Genomic DNA, 16339 nt, shown 5'->3' on the forward strand with positions numbered 1-16339 from the left:
AATAAATGGTCGGGATGGCGCGATTCGAACGCGCGACCCCTGCGTCCCGAACGCAGTGCCCTACCAGACTGGGCCACATCCCGACACTGCTTTCCCTATTAAATTTGGGTGAAAATGTCCACAGAAAAATGGGGGGTACCGAATATTGATCCGGGTTTTTTGCGAAATAGCAAAATGTATTGATAATTGGGCATCACACTGCTATATTTTTCGCCGCTTGAGTGAGGATGAAGAAAACGTGAAGAAATCCAGGGAGCAGGACCGGTGATCATATACGATCTCAGATGCAGGAAAGATCATACCTTTGAAGGATGGTTCAAGGACAGGGCAGCCTTTGAGGCACAGAAGAAAAAAAGGCTGATCGTCTGCCCTGTCTGCGGAAGTCTGGATATCGAGATGGTTCCCTCGACCATCGCCGTCATGGGGAGGGATTCACGGGACAGTGACAAGGAAGGGACAGCCCCGGTGACGCCCGCCAGAGCCCTTGAGCTGTTTAATGAATTCGTCACGAAAAATTTTGAGGATGTGGGGAACCGTTTTGCCGAAGTAGCCCTCAATATTCACCGGGGTAAGGAAAACGAAAGGAATATCAAGGGTGTTACGACTCGCGAGGAAGATGAACTGCTGCGGGATGAGGGCGTAAAGTTTTTCAAGATTCCAATTCCGAAATTCGATAGTTGAAGCGGCCCGGACCATCGCGTGGCGGACCGGTATATTCGCGGAGAAGGGTCGGAGACCGGCCCTTTTTTTATCGGCGGAACAGGGTGCATATGCGGTACGACTCCATTCTCGACATGATAGGGAACACCCCCCTCGTTGAAATCAGGAAGCTGAATCCCAACGAACATGTGAAGATCTACGCCAAGCTGGAATCATGCAATCCCGGCGGGTCCATAAAGGACCGGGCCGCACTGAACATGATCGAGCAGGCGGAGAAGAAAGGACTGCTCACACCGGGGAAGATAATCCTCGAGGCCACCAGCGGCAACACGGGGATCGGCCTTGCCCTTGTCGCCGCCGCGAAGGGGTACCAGGTCACTCTGGTCATGTCCGAAGGGGCGAGCGAAGAGCGGAAAAAGATCACGGCGGCGCTGGGTGCCGAGCTCATTTTTACGCCGGCGCACCTTGGTACCGACGGGGCCATCGAGGTGGTGTACGAGATGCTCCGCGAAAACCCGGAAAAATATTTCGTGCCTGACCAGTACAACAACGAAGATAATCTCATGGCTCATTATTACGGCACGGCCCCGGAAATATGGGAACAGACCCGGGGCGCCGTCACAATGGTCGTCGCCACCCTGGGAACGTCCGGAACGGCCATGGGGCTTTCCCAACGACTCAAGGAATTCAAAAGTGATATCAGGATCATAGGAGTTGAGCCCTATCTGCGTCACAAGATACAGGGGCTGAAGAACATGAAGGAATCCTATCGCCCCGGTATCTTTGATAGAGGACGTCTTGATGAAAAGGTAAACATCCTCGACGAGCATGCCTTTGAGACGGCACGGGAACTGGCGCGTGTTGAAGGCCTGCTCGTGGGCATGAGTTCCGGTGCCGCCCTGTATGTGGCCCTGCAAAAGGCCCGTGAATTGCAGGACGGCGTTATCGTGGTTATTTTCCCCGACAGCGGGGAACGATACCTCAGTACGGAGCTCTTTGCCGGCAAAGAAGAGACCACAGTGCGCCTGTACAACACCCTGGTGCGGAAGAAGGAATTTTTCAAACCCCGCGATTCGGAGAACGTTCTCATACATTCCTGCGGTCCCACGGTCCATGAAATTCCTCATGTCGGGACCTACCGGAGATTCGTCGTGACCGACCTGCTCGTCCGGTATTTGACGTACCGCGGTTACCGGGTCAGGCAGGTGACCAATGTCATCGACATGGCGGACCGGTCCATCAGCGGTGCCGAGCGCTCAGGCATGGAGCTGAAGGATTTCACGGGTCGCAACATGGCCGTTTTCTTCAGTGATGTCGGGAAGCTGAGCATTTCAAACGATACCCTCTACCCCCGGGCAAGTGAACACGTGAACGACATGGTCGCCCTGGCTGAGAAGCTTGTTGAAAAGGGATATGCCTATGAGAAGTTGCGGTCCCTCTATTTCGACATATCACGGCTCGAGGATTACGGTATGCTGTCGAACATCGATCTGAAACAGGTCCGGCACGCAAGTACGACCGACCAGGATGATTATGAAAAGGAAAGTCCCGTTGACTTTACCCTTCTCAAGCGGTCGACGCTGGCGGAACTGAAGAAAGGGATCTATTTCAAGACCCGATGGGGGAATGTCCGGCCGAGCTGGCATCTTGAGTGCGCCGCCATATCCATGAAATATCTCAATGAATCTTTCGATGTTTTCCTCAGCGGAACCGATATCATATTTCCTCACTGTGAAAATGTCCTTGCCATCGGGAAGGCGGCCACGGGAAAGAATATCGCCCGGTATTGGCTGAACAGCGAGCTGGTCATGGTGGACGGGAAGAAAATGTCACGTTCTCTGAAAAACGCCTATACTATCGAGGACCTGGAAAAAATGGGCTATACCGGCAGAGAGCTCCGCTATTTTCTTCTCAGCTCCCATTACCGCAAGCCGCTGAATTTTTCCTTCGGCGCTCTCGACACGGCCCGGAATACCATCAGGAGACTGGATCACTTCATCCAGCGGCTGAGCCACTATTCGCCGGGAAGCGGGCATGCCGATGTGGACCAGCACATCTACGATGTGCGTCAGGGATTCAGGGAAGCAATGGACGACGACCTCAACGTGTCAGGTGCCCTTGCGGCGATCTCCGAGTTCGTTCGTGTCGTAAATATCCCCCTTACCGAGCGTCGACTCGGCGGAGAGCAGGCTGATGAAATCCTCAGGACCCTGGGGCGGATGGACGCCGTTCTGGGGATAATGGATTTCGGGGTACGGAAGATCGGCAGTGATATCGTGAAACTCATCGAGGAACGGGAGGATGCGCGCAAAGACCGCAGGTGGGATGAGGCGGACAGGATCAGGCGTGAGCTCGCCCGAAAGGGGGTCATGGTTCACGATACGCCGGACGGACCCTTCTGGACGCTCCAATAGGATACCCCGCGGCGGGAGAGGGTTCTTTTTCTTCCGGGATACGGTCAGCGTTGCCATGAACGGTTACAGTCACTATAAAACGGCCGCTGTGGCGGCCTGCCTGGTTGTATTCATGACTGCATTCGCGCGGCCGGCCAGCGCGGACATCTTCATGCGTGTCGACGAGCAGGGGACCATCTGCCTGACCAATCTTCCCGGGTCTCCCGATTACCGGTTGCTGATAAAGGAACGGCGTCCCCGGAGTAATGCGTTGCCCGGCACCTATGACGTCATTATTAAGGAAGCTGCAGAGGCTTACCGTGTCGAAGCCCCTCTCCTGAAGGCGATGGTAAAGGTTGAATCCGATTTTGATCCCCGGGCCGTTTCCGCCAAGGGTGCCCGGGGACTCATGCAGCTCATGCCGCAAAATTTTGATATGCTGGGTGTGAAAAACCCCTTTGATCCCCGCGAGAACATCATGGCCGGGACCCGGTATCTGAAAGGCCTGCTCGATCGTTACGAAGGTGATATCGATCTGGCCCTGGCCGCTTATAATGCGGGTCCTGACGCGGTCGACCGGTTCGGAAGGATTCCCCCCATAGAGGAAACGCAGAAATATGTTCAGCGGGTACTGGAATACTACCACCTTTTAAAATAGATGACTTCGCAAAACTGTATCAGGGGATCTGAAATCAGGGATCAGGGATACAAGGGGTCTGCAGGATCAATGATCGGATCATTTGCATACTCACACTTAACGCTTTCAGATATCCTTTTTTAAGCGGCTATTGAAACGGTTTATGGTTTTTCTCCTCCCTTTGTAAAGGGAGGCCGGGAGGGATTTTCGTATGTAAAATCCCCCCAAACCCCCTTTTATCAAAGGGGGGCTTTTCACTTTGTCGCTCTGTCGCTTTGCCCCTCTGCCACTGCTTTCGGGCCGGCGAAAAAGGGATTCGGAACCTGGATTAGAGATTCGAAATTCGGATCTTTCGCTGAACCCTTCACGTCTCTTTTTCAGCGGCTCCTGCCGACGCCGACCCGTTCACAGAATGCCTCCAACGGACACCGGCTGCACAGAGGTGAGAGGGGAAGACAGGTGTTCCTCCCGAAAGCGACCATCAGTGTGTTGTAATCGATCCAGTATTCCTTCGGAAGCTTTGACCTGAGGACATGTTCGGTCTCCTCGGGGGTCTTTGTCCTCACGTATCCCAGGCGGTTCGATATCCGGTGGACATGGGTGTCCACGCAGATACCCGCCCCTCCATAACCGAGTGTGACGACGAGGTTCGCCGTCTTTCTTCCAACACCTTTCAGCGTGAGGAGTTCTTCAAGACTGTCCGGTACCCGGGAGTCGTACTTCTCCATGAGCTCATGGCTGATGTGAAGAATGGTTTTTGCCTTGTTACGGTAAAAACCCACGGGATAGATGGCCTCGATGATCTGCTCTTCCGAAAGTTCCAGCATTTTTCGGGGGGACCGGGCCAACGAGAAAAGGCGGTGCGCTGCTTCCGCCGTTACCTCGTCCTTGGTACGAAGGCTGAGAATGGTGGAGATCAGGATTTCATAAGGCGTTCGCTTCCGTTCGGCGAGGTCGGTGACGATGGGAAGCGTTTTTGACCGCAGGTGTTCTCTCAGGAGGGATATGACAGTGGAAATGTCTGTGTCGTGCATGACTTAAAAAAAGTGCCTGAGTGCCTGAGTTCCTGAGTTCCTGAGTGTGATCGTAATCCGTAATCCCCGTTTCACTCATACCCTTCTTCGTCGGCGAGGATATCCAGGTGCAGGGTGGCGATGTCCTCCACGTCGAGGTTCGGTTCTTCCTGGGTGTCCCTGAAGTCAACGATTTTCAGGTAGCGGTTGCAGACGTTGCAGACATCGACGCGGTAATTCTCCTCACCTTCGATGGTGAAATAGGCCAGGGTCTGCTGGTCTTCGTTCCCGCAGAAGGGACACTTCACCCGCTGGAAATGCCATTCGATCCCGCACTGGCTGCAGAAAAGATAGCGCCACCCCTCTTCGTGTTTGAGTTCCCCTATCTTCGGCTCCCGGCCGCAGATCGGGCAGTATCCTTCCGACCACTGCGCCTTTTTCACGGCCTTGCCGTATTTTTCGGAGAGGTGCTCCAGGTAGGGCCGCAGGCTCTCCTCGATGAGAAACCCGAGGAGATCGAAAAGGGTGGATTCTCCATCATTCTCGTCTTCCTCTTCGACCTCGCAGAGGAAGGACGTGCGGACAAGTTCCGAGAAATCGAGCGATCCCTTCTCGATCCCGTCTATTATCTCCCTGGCTTCTTCCGGGGTGCGCTTCTTGGCAATGTCGAGAAGGGCGAAAAAGTAGTCCTTCGGGCCACTCAGGTCGAACTTTTCCCCGGCAAAATCGACAAGGGGAAGCCCCCCCTTCAGTTTTGCATCAACCAGTTCGTCCTTGACGTTGAAAATGTCGCCGGTGATCTTCCGGCGGTATTCCTCGCGGAGGATAAGGATCTCCTCAAGTATATCCAGCAATTCCACGTAGTGCGGGCTTGAGTTCTTATATCGCTCGATAGTTTTCAATGTTTCCTTCAATATGTGTTTCATTCTTCTACCCCCACGGGTGTGGTTTACGAAAACGAGTCTTCCTCTATATATCCTTTTGCCGGCAACTTCAAGAAAATATCAGAAATGTTTTCATGAAGTAATATTGCAGTGAGAACAGGAAGTTATATCTTTCCGGAGGGTTGTTTCCGAACCGGTTCGTCCTGTGGCAGGCCGGGCATATAAAAAAGGCCTGCCGGATAGCCGGCAGGCCTTTCCGTCAAATGCTCATTGGCTTATCATCAATGATGAGCCGCTCCTTCCCTTTCTTCTCCGAAGACTTCCAGTTTTCCTGACTCTTCCATTTCTCTGAGCCACTTGGGGCACTGCTTTTCACACCATGTACGGGTGACATAACCGGTGAATATCGCCGGCGCGGAGCCGGGAACACCGATGGTGCCGAGGTACAGGTGAATGAAAAAGAAGGGAAAGATGACCAGCATGCCCAGGGCATGGAGGGGATACATCCAGCTCACCAGGATGCGGGGCAGGCTCAGGGGAAACCACATGATCAATCCCGATATGACCATGAGGATGCCAAAAACCGCCACGGCCAGGAAGAACGCCTTCTGCCCTGGGTTGTATTTTCCCGTTTCCGGTGGATTTTCCACGTGCCAGAGGTATCCGCCGGCGCACATGATCCACTCCAGGTCCTCGGGGAATTCAAAGATGCCCGCTTCGCGCCACCATTTGAGGATGGCGAAGAACAGGGCTGGAATGAAGAAGAGTCCCGTGAAGTTATGGACCAGTTTCAGGTTCTTCAATCCTCCCAGGGGAATCGCCAGAAAGTTGAAGGAATGGAACATCATGCCCAGACCCGTTATGATGAGGATCAGGCAGGTGATGGCCAGCCACCAGTGTATGATCCGCTCAAAGCCGTCGCTTACTTTTATCATTCCTTTTTTGGGTATCATCTTATTCACCTCCTCCCTGGCCTGCCTGGTCCCCGCTCGTGTCTTTCGGCCCGTGCAGGATGTAATGCAGGAAGGCGCCGAGAAGGACGCCGCCCGTAGCCAGCAGACTGAGCGGTTTCAGCAGATCTTTCCAGGCAAGAACTGAAAGGGGTACTCTCGGTTTTTCCGGCAGACCCTCGTACAGACCGGCCTTTTCCGGCAGGACATAGATCATGTGAGTTCCCTTCACGTACTTATCGCCGTACACCGACGCATCACCGCCCAGTTCCTTTACTCTCTGGTAGGCGAGTTTGATCATTTCATCCTTGTCGCCGAACTGCAGGGCGCCGGTCGGGCAGGCCTTCACACAGGCGGGTTCCAAGCCGTTGTCGATACGCGAGAAGCACATGTCGCACTTTGCCACCTTATCCGTCGCCGGGTCGTAGCGGGGAATGTTGAAGGGACAGGCGAAGATGCATTCCTTGCAGCCGATGCATTTCTTCTCGTCGAGAGCGACGGTGCCGTACTTCGTATAGTGAAGGGCCCCGCTCGGACAGACCTTTACGCAGGCCGCGTCGGTGCAATGCATGCAGGCTTCCTTCCGGAAGAGCCATTTCACATCGCCGTTGCCGTTGGATACTTCCTGAAAGCGGATCAGCATCCACGTGTTTGGCTGGAGGTCCGGGGGGTTCTGATATGTCCCTCTGTTATAGGTCTGCTTTGCGGGCAGCTGATTCCATTGCTTGCAGGCAAGCTGGCATCCTCTGCATCCGGTACATTTTGAAAGATCGTAGAGTTTGACTTTTTCGGACATGGCTTACACCCCCTTCCTTTCGATATTCACCATGAACGATTTGCTCTCCGGTATCATGGTGTTCGGGTCACCGATGAAAGGCGTGAGCAGGTTGGCCGCGTCGCCCGTGGTAAATATCTCGGGTTTCTTGTCGCCATGGACATATTTTCTCATGGCCGTCGTTACCCAGCCATAGTGCCAGGGGATGCCGACCTGATGAATGACCTGTCCGCCAATGTTGAAGGGTTTGAACCGCTCCGTGACGATGGCCGTGCATTCCACTTCGCCCCGCACCGATCTGACGACGATCAGGTCACCGTTCTTAACGCTTTTCAATTTCGCCAGTTCCGTGCCCATTTCAACGAACATGCCGGGCTGCATTTCGGCGAGCCATGGTGTCCAGCGCGTCATGACGCCCGTCTGCCAGTGTTCACTCACGCGATACGTCGAACAGACAAAGGGAAAACGGGGATCACAGGAGGCCCGTGACGCCGCTTCATCGCCCTTGAGGTCGAACCGGAATATAGTGGGGTTGATGAACTGCGGTGAGAGCAGGTTTTTCTCGATGGGACACTCAAGCGGTTCGTAGTGCTCAGGGAAAGGACCGTCCTTGAGCCCCGGACCGAAGATACTTCCCACACCGTGGGGTTTCATGATGAAGGGCGGCCGGCCGGAACCGGGTGCGCCGACACCGTCGGGGACATCGCCGACCCAGGTGGAACCGTTCCACATGATGACGGGATGTTCCTTGTCCCAGGGTTCGCCTGTTTCAGGATCAACGGAGGCTCCATTGTAGATGATCCTCCTGTTCAGAGGCCAGCACCAGGACCACTCGGAATAGAGACCGACACCGGAACGATCCTTGCCGCCGCGGCGTGCCGCGTTGTTGCCGTCCGCATTGTAGGACTGGCAGTAGAGCCAGTTGCCTGATGAGGTCGAGCCGTCGGCCTGAAGGAAAGTAAAATTAGGAACCAGGTCGCCCTTCTTGAACTGCTGGCCCTTGACCTCCCTGTCCTCCAGGAAGTAGCCGTTGATCTCCCTGGCGATGTAATTCGTATCGAGATGGCGTATCCTTCCGTCGGCGCCCATGGGACCGTAAGGCCAGGTCATCTTGGTGAATGCCTCGGCCAGGGGACCGCCTTCTTTCTCATAGAGTTCCTTTACCTTGAAGTAGAGCTCCGTGATGATCTCGCCGTCGGGAAGTGCGTCTCCTGGCGGTTCGACCGCTTTGTACCGCCACTGCATCCAGCGTCCGCTGTTGGTGATGCTTCCCTCTTTCTCAATGGAAGCCGCGCAGGGGAGACTGAATACCTCGGTCTTGATCTTTGCCGGGTCCATGCCGGGACCCCGCCAGAAATTACCCGTCTCCGTGTCGAATATGTTGACGTTGACCATCCAGTCCAGCTTGGTCATGGCCTGCCTTGTCTTGTTGGAACTGGCACCGCTGCAGGCGGGGTTCTGCCCCCAGGAGAAGAAGCCCGTGAATTTCCCGACGCCCATTTCATCAAAGATATTCAACCATGTATAGGTCTTACCGTCATCCAGCTTGGGAAGGTAGCCGTAAGCCTCTTCCAGTGCTGCGTTCGTTCCGTAATGTGCCCGCAGCAGGCTGGCCATGTACACGGGTGTGTTCTTCCACCAGTTCAGGCTCTTCGGCTCCTTTGTGACCGGGGTGACGGCCTTCAGGTATTCTTCCAACGTTGTCTGCGATCCCGTCGGTGTTTTCAAATAGCCGGGGAGAATGTGGAAAAGCAGGCACTGGTCTGTTGACCCCTGGACGTTTGATTCGCCCCGGAGCGCGTTCACGCCCCCGCCGGTGACCCCCATGTTGCCCAGGAGCAGCTGAATAATTGACATGGTCCGGATATTCTGCACGCCCACCGTATGCTGGGTCCAGCCCATGGCATACATGATGGTGCCCGCTTTGCCCCTCTCGCCGGTCTTGGCGTATTCCTTGTAAACTTCAAGCAGCTTGTCCTTGGGCGTTCCCGTGATGTTCGATACCATGTCCACGTCGTACCGCGAATAGTGTTTTTTCAGGAGCTGAAATACACAGTTCGGGGCCGTGAGGGACGTGTCCTTTACGACGACGCCCTCCGGGTCCGTCACGAAGGACCAGGTGGACTTGTTATACGCCGCTCCCTCGAGGCCCGAGAAGACACCGTTGTTATCGCCGGGCATCCTGAAATCGGGATTTACCAGGAACGATGCGTTTGTGTAATATTTGACGTATCTTTCGTTATAGAGGCCGTTATCCAGGATGTACTTGATCATACCTCCCAGAAAAGCGATGTCCGTGCCGGACCTGAGAGGCGCGTAAAGATCGGCCTTTGCCGATGTCTGCGTGAATCTCGGGTCGACACTGATCAGTTTTGACCCCTTTTCCATTGCTTTAGTGACGTACTTGAAGGAGATGGGGTGGTTCGAGGCGGGGTTGCTCCCCATTGCCAGGATACAATCACTGTATTGAATGTCAATCCAGTGATTGGTCATCGCGCCGCGTCCGAACGACTCTGCCAGAGCCGCAACAGTCGCGGAGTGTCAGATACGGGCCTGATGTTCAATATAAACCAGACCCAACCCCCTCAGAAATTTTTGGTACACGAAACATTCTTCGTTGTCCATGGCGGCGCTGCCCACCGATGCCAGCCCTTCGGTGCGGTTCACCACCTGGCCTTTGTCGTTTTTGAAAACGAAGCTCTCATCCCGACTTTTCTTGATGTTACGCGCAATTTTCTCCAGAGCCCATTCCCAGGTGACTTCCTTCCATTCCGTGGCATAGGGTGCCCGGTAGAGAACCTTGTCAAGCCTGTTTTTGTTCTGGGAAAGCTGGTAGATAGAACCGCCTTTGCTGCAAAGCGATCCTCTGTTGATAGGATGATCCGGATCCCCTTCGGTATTGATTACTTTGCCGTCCCGGCTGGATACGATAATACCGCATCCGACGGAACAATAGGGGCAGATCGTGGTAGTCTCTTTCGCGTACTTTATCTTCAACGGCTGCGCAAAAGCGGAAACGGGCTTCAAGTTGATGCCGATGCCGCCGGCCATCAAAGCAGTACCAGAGATCTTTAGGAACCCTCGTCTGCTGACATCCATAACAACGCTCTCCTTTCTTCAAAATGTTGAACAGAAACTTTTCGTGATTCGCTATTCTTACAAAACGGATTTCGTAATTTTTTTATGAAGATTACAATCCGCGTAACGCGCACCGGGTTACTGTGTTACATGATTTGCAGACGATACTCAGGATAATCGAGAACTATGTACAACATGTGACCGGTAATCATGCCTTTTCACTCCGCAATAGCTTCCCGTGTCCGATGAGCACTGACTTCAATTGCTGACCACTGGTCATAAGTTCATTTTTTCTAGCAACGACGAGGTTCAATGTCAAGACAAATTTCAAATATCAACAGTAATTTCTACCCTTTGTGTCATAATTGACATATGAAGCTATTGAAATGATTATTACCTCGTACTGAGTGTCATTACTGTTTAGGATATCACTATTGCAATATCAATATTAAAGTGATACTTCATCACTATTATTGGTTGGAAGGTAGTGCAACAGAGCAGGCTGACAGCTTGGCTTGTTACAAACGATGGATGTGTTTTTCAGGTCTTTATCGGGGAGAATCGGCTATCAAAATTCATTATAAAGTATGGCTTGAAAAAGACGGTCGTGTTCTTTTCGGCAGGGGACGCGAGGAACTTCTACGAGCCATTGATGAATGTGAAAGCCTCAACGCAGCGGCGAAGAAACTGAATATGTCCTACCGGGCAGCATGGGGTCGTCTAAGGGCGTCCGAAGAACGTCTTGGAGTGAAATTGGTTGAGCATTCGAGAGGAAAGAGCATGAGCTTAACGCCGCTGGCCCGTGAACTTCTGGCTCGGTTCGACCGCCTTGAGAGAGAAATTGAAAGGCTTATAGAGAAAAACGAGGGCGGATTCTTCCAAAAAACTGAAAAGAGCGATCCTCCCGACACCTCGAATACCATATAAATTCCAAGGAATCCTGTAAACCAGGACGGAATCCCTCAATTTTCTTTTTTTCCACCTGTATGTTTTGATACACAGTACAGGGCGATGCCGAAAAGCCCGAATATGTATCCGATGCCGCCCATGATCTCCGTCCAGGAAGGACCGCTTTGACGCGATTCGAGCATGGCGGCGATCAGGGGCTTGAGCCGCGCGTCCAGGGCCTCATCTACGATCGCCCGGATTTCTTCGGGGCCGGCGCAGACACAGGGTCCTTCAGCCGGGCCCTCGCGGGGCGATGCCGTTTCCCCCGCCGTGCCGGCCGGAGACAGACCGGGTTCCTGGACGGTGTCCACTGAGGCCGGGGAAGTGTCATCCCCGGCTGATACGGTACATTCCGCCCGATGACCCATGGATGCGTGGAGGACGATCCGAAGATCGCCCCGTTTCGGCAGCTCGAACACGAATTGTCCTCCGTCGTCGGTCGTACCCTCCAGGATCTTGACGCCCTTTTCGTCAAAAACCTCTACCCGTCCGTTCTGCACTTTCTTTCCGTCTCCGAAGTACCCTTCGGTGTAAACGGTGTTGTTTTCAACGTAGGCGAAGAGGTTGACCTTGTGCGCGAGGGCGGGTGAAAGCGCGAACAGGAAGAACCACACAACGGCGATGATGGTGGCTTGGCAGCCTCGTGTCAGGGATTTGTTCCGTTCCATGTCACATCTCCAGAAGTTCCGGTTTCACCCGCTTCAGAAAGACTAGGCAGAAGGCGGTGATGATCCCCTCAATGACCATTACCGGCAGGTGGGCGATCAGGATGATCTTCGCGGGGGTCAGGAACGCCCGGTCGATGCAGGCAAGGGAGAGCGCGACGAGCAGGGCGCTCACGGCGATGGAGAGAAAACCGCAGAAAAAACCCGCGGCCATGACCGCCCGGGTGCTTCGGGTCCTCACGATCCTCCTGAAAAGGTAGAAACAGAGAACAGCGGGAAGCGCCATATTGACGGTATTGATGCCGAGGGTCGTTATGCCGCCGAACTGGAACATCAGTGCCTGCATGGCCAGGGCCACGGCGATGGCGGGGAATGCCGTCCATCCCAATATGATACCGGTCAGGCCGTTGAGCACGAGGTGCACGCTTGAGGGACCGATTGGAACGTGGATCAGGGATGCTATGAAAAATGACGCCGAAAGAACGGCGATCTTCGGCATATTGTGGGCATCCATTTTCTTGATTCCCACGGCAAGTCCCGCTGCGGTCGCTGCAAACCCCGCCACCAGAACGGGCGCGTTCAGAACTCCTTCGGATATATGCATTCGCCTTATCTCATGTTTTCAAACTTGACCCAGATGACGGCGCCGATCTCAACATCCTTGCCCTTTATCTGGGTATCATCCATTCCCAGCGCGGCGAATCCCCACCATCCGGCGCACGGGGCGGCGTAGGTGAACACCCCGTTCTGATCGGCCTTGATGACCTGGGTTATCAGGGACTCGTTCGGCGCTGTATAGCTCACGCCATCGCTGCCGTTATAGAGCTCCACCTCTACTTCCGCGTACGGCACGGGCTTTCCCTTGATCTTGACGATACCCTGAAAGACATTGCCCGCATAGAGGCCGAAGGGCCTTGTCAGAGGAACGATTTCCGTTTTCAGCCCGATTTCCTCGTCCCAGCCGTCTTCAAGACCGAAGGCACTGAGTATGACCTTTGTATAATGCACGATATAGCAGTCCTCGGCGGGTTCCCAGTAGGGCTTTGGTACCATGAAGAACTGGTACACGCCGGGACGCTTCACGGGGTACGTGACGCTCCAGGATTTTCCACCCATGAACGTCGCGGGCTTCAGGTCATCGAGAATATCCGTCGTTTGGCCGTTGAAGAACACACCAAAGCGGGCCGGCTTCTCAAGGTTCATGCCGGATTGCTCGAAGGGGTGAGCGAACATGGCATGGATCTGGACATTTTTTGCGTCCTCCGATGACAAAACCTGCTTCGTGGGAATAAGCATGCCGAAGTGGGCCGTCGCGCCCGAGACCATGACGAACATCAACGCGGCCGTTAAGAGAATAATGCTGAACATTTTTTTCATGAGAACCTGCTCCTGTTTTTTTTACTCAATGGCATGAAAGTAATATTCGTAACACCATTGAACACAAAAAAAGGGGTCGCTGTCGGTTACCCCTTTTTATTCGTTCTACTCCGACTCTTTTCCGAGACTTGACATGCTCAGCGTTCCATATTTGACACCCTTTACCGAGCGCAAACGGTCCGCAACTTCCTCCACATTCCGAGCCTTCCCCCTGACGACGACCACTTCCAGGCAGTTGTCGTGGTCGAGGTGGATGTGCTGGGTGGAGACGATGATGTTCTGATAGTCATGCTGAATACTGACGAGACGGTTGAGAAGTTCCCGCTTGTGGTGATCATAGACATAGGTGATGGCCCCCGCGACCTCGCTGTCCCCGGCCCATTCCTTCCGGACCAGTTCCGCCCGTATCAGGTCGCGCAATGCCTCCGAGCGGTTCGTGTAATTCTTGTTCCTGATGAGACGATCGAACCGGTCGAGGAGCTTTTTTTCAAGGGAGACACCAAATCGAACCAATTCAGACATAGACACCAGCCGTGTTATGAATATCAGATTTGTAACACATGTTCTTCTTGTGTCAAGAAATAAATAAGACGGCTTCGCCGTTTCCCCTCGATCCCTGATCCCGTAATCCACTAATCCGTAATCCGTAATCCCTTAATCCCGACGCCTACCAGGTGCGCCGGTGGCAGGTGAGGCAGGGTTCGTCCTTCTTCGTGAAGATGCTCCGGCTGACTGATGCCGGGTGCCTTTCCGGGAGCGGTTTCATTTCCGGCGCAAGGACCGTTTTGTTCGCCGCTGCTTCGCCGTCGCGCAGGTCCGTTATGCTCAGGAAGAGCGAGCCGTTACCGTGGCATGCCGTGCACCGGGCGTTCTGCGGTGTTCTGCGGCGTATGGAGTGGGGGGTCGCCGGTTTCCAGGTGGGGGCCCGGTCGAAGTTCTTCAGGCCATCGGGACCGTAAAAATCGAAGGTTCCCTGAGTGACCGGCACGTGCCGGAGGGTCACATAGCGTTCAGGCCGCTCCCTGCATCGCTGAGGGTTCAGGCCGATCTTGAGATCCATCGAAGGGGGGTGGCTTGTGAAGACCGGCATGCCTGAGGGATCCTTGCCTACATGGCAGTTGAAACAATTTTTATAGGGAAGGGCGTGGCATACCTGGCAGCTGACCCTGTTTCTGTGGATGGCATGACAGGTCAGGGCGAAGGGTTCCTGCGAGCTCTTCGGGTCATGACAGGCGGTACACCGCGGGCGGGTTGAGACCCCGTAGCGGTCGACCGTCCCCTGTCCCTTTCCGTGCATTTCGCCGGCGCCATGACAGTCTACGCAGGGCATTCCCGCCCGTTCACTGTGGACGTCCGGCTCCATTCCCGGATTGCGGCCACGGTATTCATCCCCCACCCTCGTTCCATGACAGGCGATGCAGCTCTCATCATCGGACGGTCGCTTCAGGAATCGGTGACCCGCCGCAAGGCCGCCGCCGACCTGGGCGGGACGGCTCACATGGCAGCCGCCGCACGTCGCGTGACAGCTCATGCAGTGCTGCTGAACGGCACCGTCCACGAAGGAAGCCTTTTCGGGGAGCTCATGTTTCCTGATGTCTATTTTCTTTTGGATCCCGGCGAGCGTTGTATGAAGACTTCCGATGCCGAGCCGCGTTATCTCCGCGTGACAGGTGCCGCATCGTTTCGATGGAGCGGGATGGGAAGGGTCCTCGATGAGGCCTTCGTGTGCTTCCCGTGGATCTTGGGTATCGGGATCACCCCCGTGGCAGGTTGCGCAGGAGATTTTTCCGTGGACGTCCTTTTTCAGGAAATCCGTGTCGATCAGGTATTTTCTAAAAGGCTCCACCGGAGCCGCTTCCCCGCCTCACCCCTCTCTGTCGTCATCTGCGGACCGGCAGCCGGTGCCGGCCGATCCATCGGTCTGGACACCAGTCAGGCCCTTCAGCCCCTCCTCGCTGGTGTGGCAGGTGATGCAGCCATCGGAAGCAATGGATACGGACGGTATGGTCATTACGAAAAGAAACAGCAACAACGGCAGTATTATGATGTATGAAGCATCAGGGATGCGGTGTCTCCTTCGTTTCATGCCCCGATCCTTTATGATGATCATCGGTAACCCCCGTCATCCGTCACATGTAGCTGTGCAGGCCGGCAAGAATATAATTGACGCCGAGATATGTGAATATCACGGCGGCGAATCCGATTATCGCCAGAAGGGACATCCTGAGTCCCCGCCACCCCCGGGTGACCCGCGCATGCAGATAGGTACCGTAAATAAGCCAGGTTATGAAAGACCAGGTCTCCTTCGGGTCCCATCCCCAGTAACGACCCCAGGCCATGTCGGCCCATGCCGCGCCCGTCACGATCCCCAGGGTGAGGAGGACGAAGCCGATGGAGATCATTCGATAGGTCACTTCATCAAGGAGTTCCTTGTCGGGGAGCAATGAAACGAAACGGCCGACCTCTTGACGCTTTACAAGATACATGATGCTGGTGGCGAAAGAGATGGCGAAACAGGCATAGGCGAGAAAGGAACTCATTACGTGACTGATCAGCCAGTTGCTTTGCAGTGCCGGGATCAGGGGCTCTATTTCACCGGCGACCCTCCCCGACAGCGACGCGTAGGCAAGAAGCAGAAAGGCAAAGAAACAGGAGACGGCGCCGATCAGACTGCCGCGGTACCGTTTTCTCATGAAAAGAAGCATGACCGTGATGGACCATGAAAAGAATACCAGCGATTCGTAGAAATTTGCCAGAGGGGCGTGGCCGTATCCGATATGGTAGGAATGGACCCACCTGAGAATTATGGCGGCAGTCTGTGTAATAAAACCGATGACGGTGATGACCGCCGCGCCCCTGTTTGTTCTATCGCTCCGGAATATGAAGGCCGTCAGGAACAGGAATGCTGAAAAGAAATACACAAAGGTGACGATGCTGATCAGGTAGGTATCCTTCATGA

General features: G+C 54.5%; 16 protein-coding genes and 1 tRNA gene. 4 read left to right on the plus strand and 13 right to left on the minus strand.

Translation table 11 applies throughout. The features are described 5' to 3' along the window. Positions 1-6: 6 nt before the first annotated feature. Positions 7-83, minus strand: a tRNA-Pro gene (locus tag JXO48_12175). Between the two features lie 181 nt (positions 84-264). On the opposite strand from JXO48_12175, the gene JXO48_12180 reads away from it, so the two are divergent. From JXO48_12180 to JXO48_12190, 3 genes are all read left to right on the plus strand, one after another. Then, positions 265-681 carry a DUF1178 family protein gene (locus tag JXO48_12180; protein MBN2284635.1) on the plus strand — a complete coding sequence of 139 codons (417 nt, stop codon included), beginning with the start codon at positions 265-267 and terminating at the stop codon, positions 679-681. A gap of 89 nt (positions 682-770) precedes the next feature. Further along, positions 771-3074, plus strand: coding sequence for a cysteine--tRNA ligase (locus JXO48_12185; GenBank protein ID MBN2284636.1), 2304 nt, complete (start codon positions 771-773; stop codon positions 3072-3074). A 55-nt stretch (positions 3075-3129) separates the two neighbouring features. Then, positions 3130-3711 carry a lytic transglycosylase domain-containing protein gene (locus tag JXO48_12190; protein ID MBN2284637.1) on the plus strand — a complete coding sequence of 194 codons (582 nt, stop codon included), beginning with the start codon at positions 3130-3132 and terminating at the stop codon, positions 3709-3711. A 356-nt stretch (positions 3712-4067) separates the two neighbouring features. Here the strand turns inward: JXO48_12190 and JXO48_12195 are convergent, their stop codons facing one another. The 5 genes from JXO48_12195 to fdnG all read right to left on the minus strand — a co-directional run bounded on the left by JXO48_12195 (position 4068) and on the right by fdnG (position 10411). Further along, complete coding sequence (locus JXO48_12195) at positions 4068-4724, minus strand: endonuclease III (protein MBN2284638.1); 657 nt, start codon at positions 4722-4724, stop codon at positions 4068-4070. Between the two features lie 71 nt (positions 4725-4795). Further along, positions 4796-5629: a formate dehydrogenase accessory protein FdhE gene (locus tag JXO48_12200; GenBank protein ID MBN2284639.1), complete on the minus strand. Its 834-nt coding sequence runs from the start codon at positions 5627-5629 to the stop codon at positions 4796-4798. Positions 5630-5868: 239 nt separating this feature from the next. Beyond that, positions 5869-6540, minus strand: coding sequence for a formate dehydrogenase subunit gamma (locus JXO48_12205; GenBank protein ID MBN2284640.1), 672 nt, complete (start codon positions 6538-6540; stop codon positions 5869-5871). A gap of 1 nt (position 6541) precedes the next feature. Next, entirely contained in the window at positions 6542-7333 is a 792-nt protein-coding gene (locus JXO48_12210) for a 4Fe-4S dicluster domain-containing protein (protein ID MBN2284641.1), read from the minus strand. Between the two features lie 3 nt (positions 7334-7336). Then, positions 7337-10411 (minus strand): formate dehydrogenase-N subunit alpha, encoded by a 3075-nt coding sequence (fdnG, locus tag JXO48_12215; protein ID MBN2284642.1) that lies wholly within the window; start codon positions 10409-10411, stop codon positions 7337-7339. A 510-nt stretch (positions 10412-10921) separates the two neighbouring features. On the opposite strand from fdnG, the gene JXO48_12220 reads away from it, so the two are divergent. Further along, positions 10922-11317 (plus strand): LysR family transcriptional regulator, encoded by a 396-nt coding sequence (locus JXO48_12220; GenBank protein MBN2284643.1) that lies wholly within the window; start codon positions 10922-10924, stop codon positions 11315-11317. A 35-nt stretch (positions 11318-11352) separates the two neighbouring features. Here the strand turns inward: JXO48_12220 and JXO48_12225 are convergent, their stop codons facing one another. The 7 genes from JXO48_12225 to ccsB form a co-directional block, all read right to left on the minus strand. After that, positions 11353-12006: a hypothetical protein gene (locus JXO48_12225; protein MBN2284644.1), complete on the minus strand. Its 654-nt coding sequence runs from the start codon at positions 12004-12006 to the stop codon at positions 11353-11355. A gap of 1 nt (position 12007) precedes the next feature. Continuing rightward, on the minus strand, positions 12008-12607 hold the full coding sequence (cbiM, locus tag JXO48_12230) for a cobalt transporter CbiM (GenBank protein MBN2284645.1): 600 nt from the start codon (positions 12605-12607) through the stop codon (positions 12008-12010). 5 nt (positions 12608-12612) lie between these two features. Then, positions 12613-13380: a DUF4198 domain-containing protein gene (locus JXO48_12235; protein MBN2284646.1), complete on the minus strand. Its 768-nt coding sequence runs from the start codon at positions 13378-13380 to the stop codon at positions 12613-12615. A gap of 105 nt (positions 13381-13485) precedes the next feature. Continuing rightward, entirely contained in the window at positions 13486-13902 is a 417-nt protein-coding gene (nikR, locus tag JXO48_12240; protein ID MBN2284647.1) for a nickel-responsive transcriptional regulator NikR, read from the minus strand. Between the two features lie 145 nt (positions 13903-14047). Further along, positions 14048-15226 carry a hypothetical protein gene (locus tag JXO48_12245; GenBank protein ID MBN2284648.1) on the minus strand — a complete coding sequence of 393 codons (1179 nt, stop codon included), beginning with the start codon at positions 15224-15226 and terminating at the stop codon, positions 14048-14050. Positions 15227-15244: 18 nt separating this feature from the next. Next, complete coding sequence (locus JXO48_12250; GenBank protein ID MBN2284649.1) at positions 15245-15490, minus strand: hypothetical protein; 246 nt, start codon at positions 15488-15490, stop codon at positions 15245-15247. 19 nt (positions 15491-15509) lie between these two features. Beyond that, positions 15510-16337 carry a c-type cytochrome biogenesis protein CcsB gene (ccsB, locus tag JXO48_12255; protein ID MBN2284650.1) on the minus strand — a complete coding sequence of 276 codons (828 nt, stop codon included), beginning with the start codon at positions 16335-16337 and terminating at the stop codon, positions 15510-15512. Positions 16338-16339 lie beyond the last annotated feature (2 nt).

The organism is Deltaproteobacteria bacterium (assembly GCA_016933965.1).
In the GTDB taxonomy this organism is placed as follows: Bacteria; Desulfobacterota; Syntrophia; order Syntrophales; family UBA2210; genus JAFGTS01.

Bases quoted from the DNA above. Each gene is read 5' to 3' on its own strand.
- JXO48_12185 (MBN2284636.1), top strand. From the start codon at position 771: ATGCGGTACGACTCCATTCTCGACATGATAGGGAACACCCCCCTCGTT.
- JXO48_12195 (MBN2284638.1), bottom strand. From the start codon at position 4,724: ATGCACGACACAGACATTTCCACTGTCATATCCCTCCTGAGAGAACAC.
- JXO48_12250 (MBN2284649.1), bottom strand. From the start codon at position 15,490: ATGATCATCATAAAGGATCGGGGCATGAAACGAAGGAGACACCGCATC.
- JXO48_12190 (MBN2284637.1), top strand. From the start codon at position 3,130: ATGAACGGTTACAGTCACTATAAAACGGCCGCTGTGGCGGCCTGCCTG.
- JXO48_12200 (MBN2284639.1), bottom strand. From the start codon at position 5,629: ATGAAACACATATTGAAGGAAACATTGAAAACTATCGAGCGATATAAG.
- JXO48_12220 (MBN2284643.1), top strand. From the start codon at position 10,922: ATGTGTTTTTCAGGTCTTTATCGGGGAGAATCGGCTATCAAAATTCAT.
- ccsB (MBN2284650.1), bottom strand. From the start codon at position 16,337: ATGAAGGATACCTACCTGATCAGCATCGTCACCTTTGTGTATTTCTTT.
- nikR (MBN2284647.1), bottom strand. From the start codon at position 13,902: ATGTCTGAATTGGTTCGATTTGGTGTCTCCCTTGAAAAAAAGCTCCTC.
- JXO48_12225 (MBN2284644.1), bottom strand. From the start codon at position 12,006: ATGGAACGGAACAAATCCCTGACACGAGGCTGCCAAGCCACCATCATC.
- JXO48_12235 (MBN2284646.1), bottom strand. From the start codon at position 13,380: ATGAAAAAAATGTTCAGCATTATTCTCTTAACGGCCGCGTTGATGTTC.
- JXO48_12205 (MBN2284640.1), bottom strand. From the start codon at position 6,540: ATGATACCCAAAAAAGGAATGATAAAAGTAAGCGACGGCTTTGAGCGG.
- JXO48_12210 (MBN2284641.1), bottom strand. From the start codon at position 7,333: ATGTCCGAAAAAGTCAAACTCTACGATCTTTCAAAATGTACCGGATGC.
- cbiM (MBN2284645.1), bottom strand. From the start codon at position 12,607: ATGCATATATCCGAAGGAGTTCTGAACGCGCCCGTTCTGGTGGCGGGG.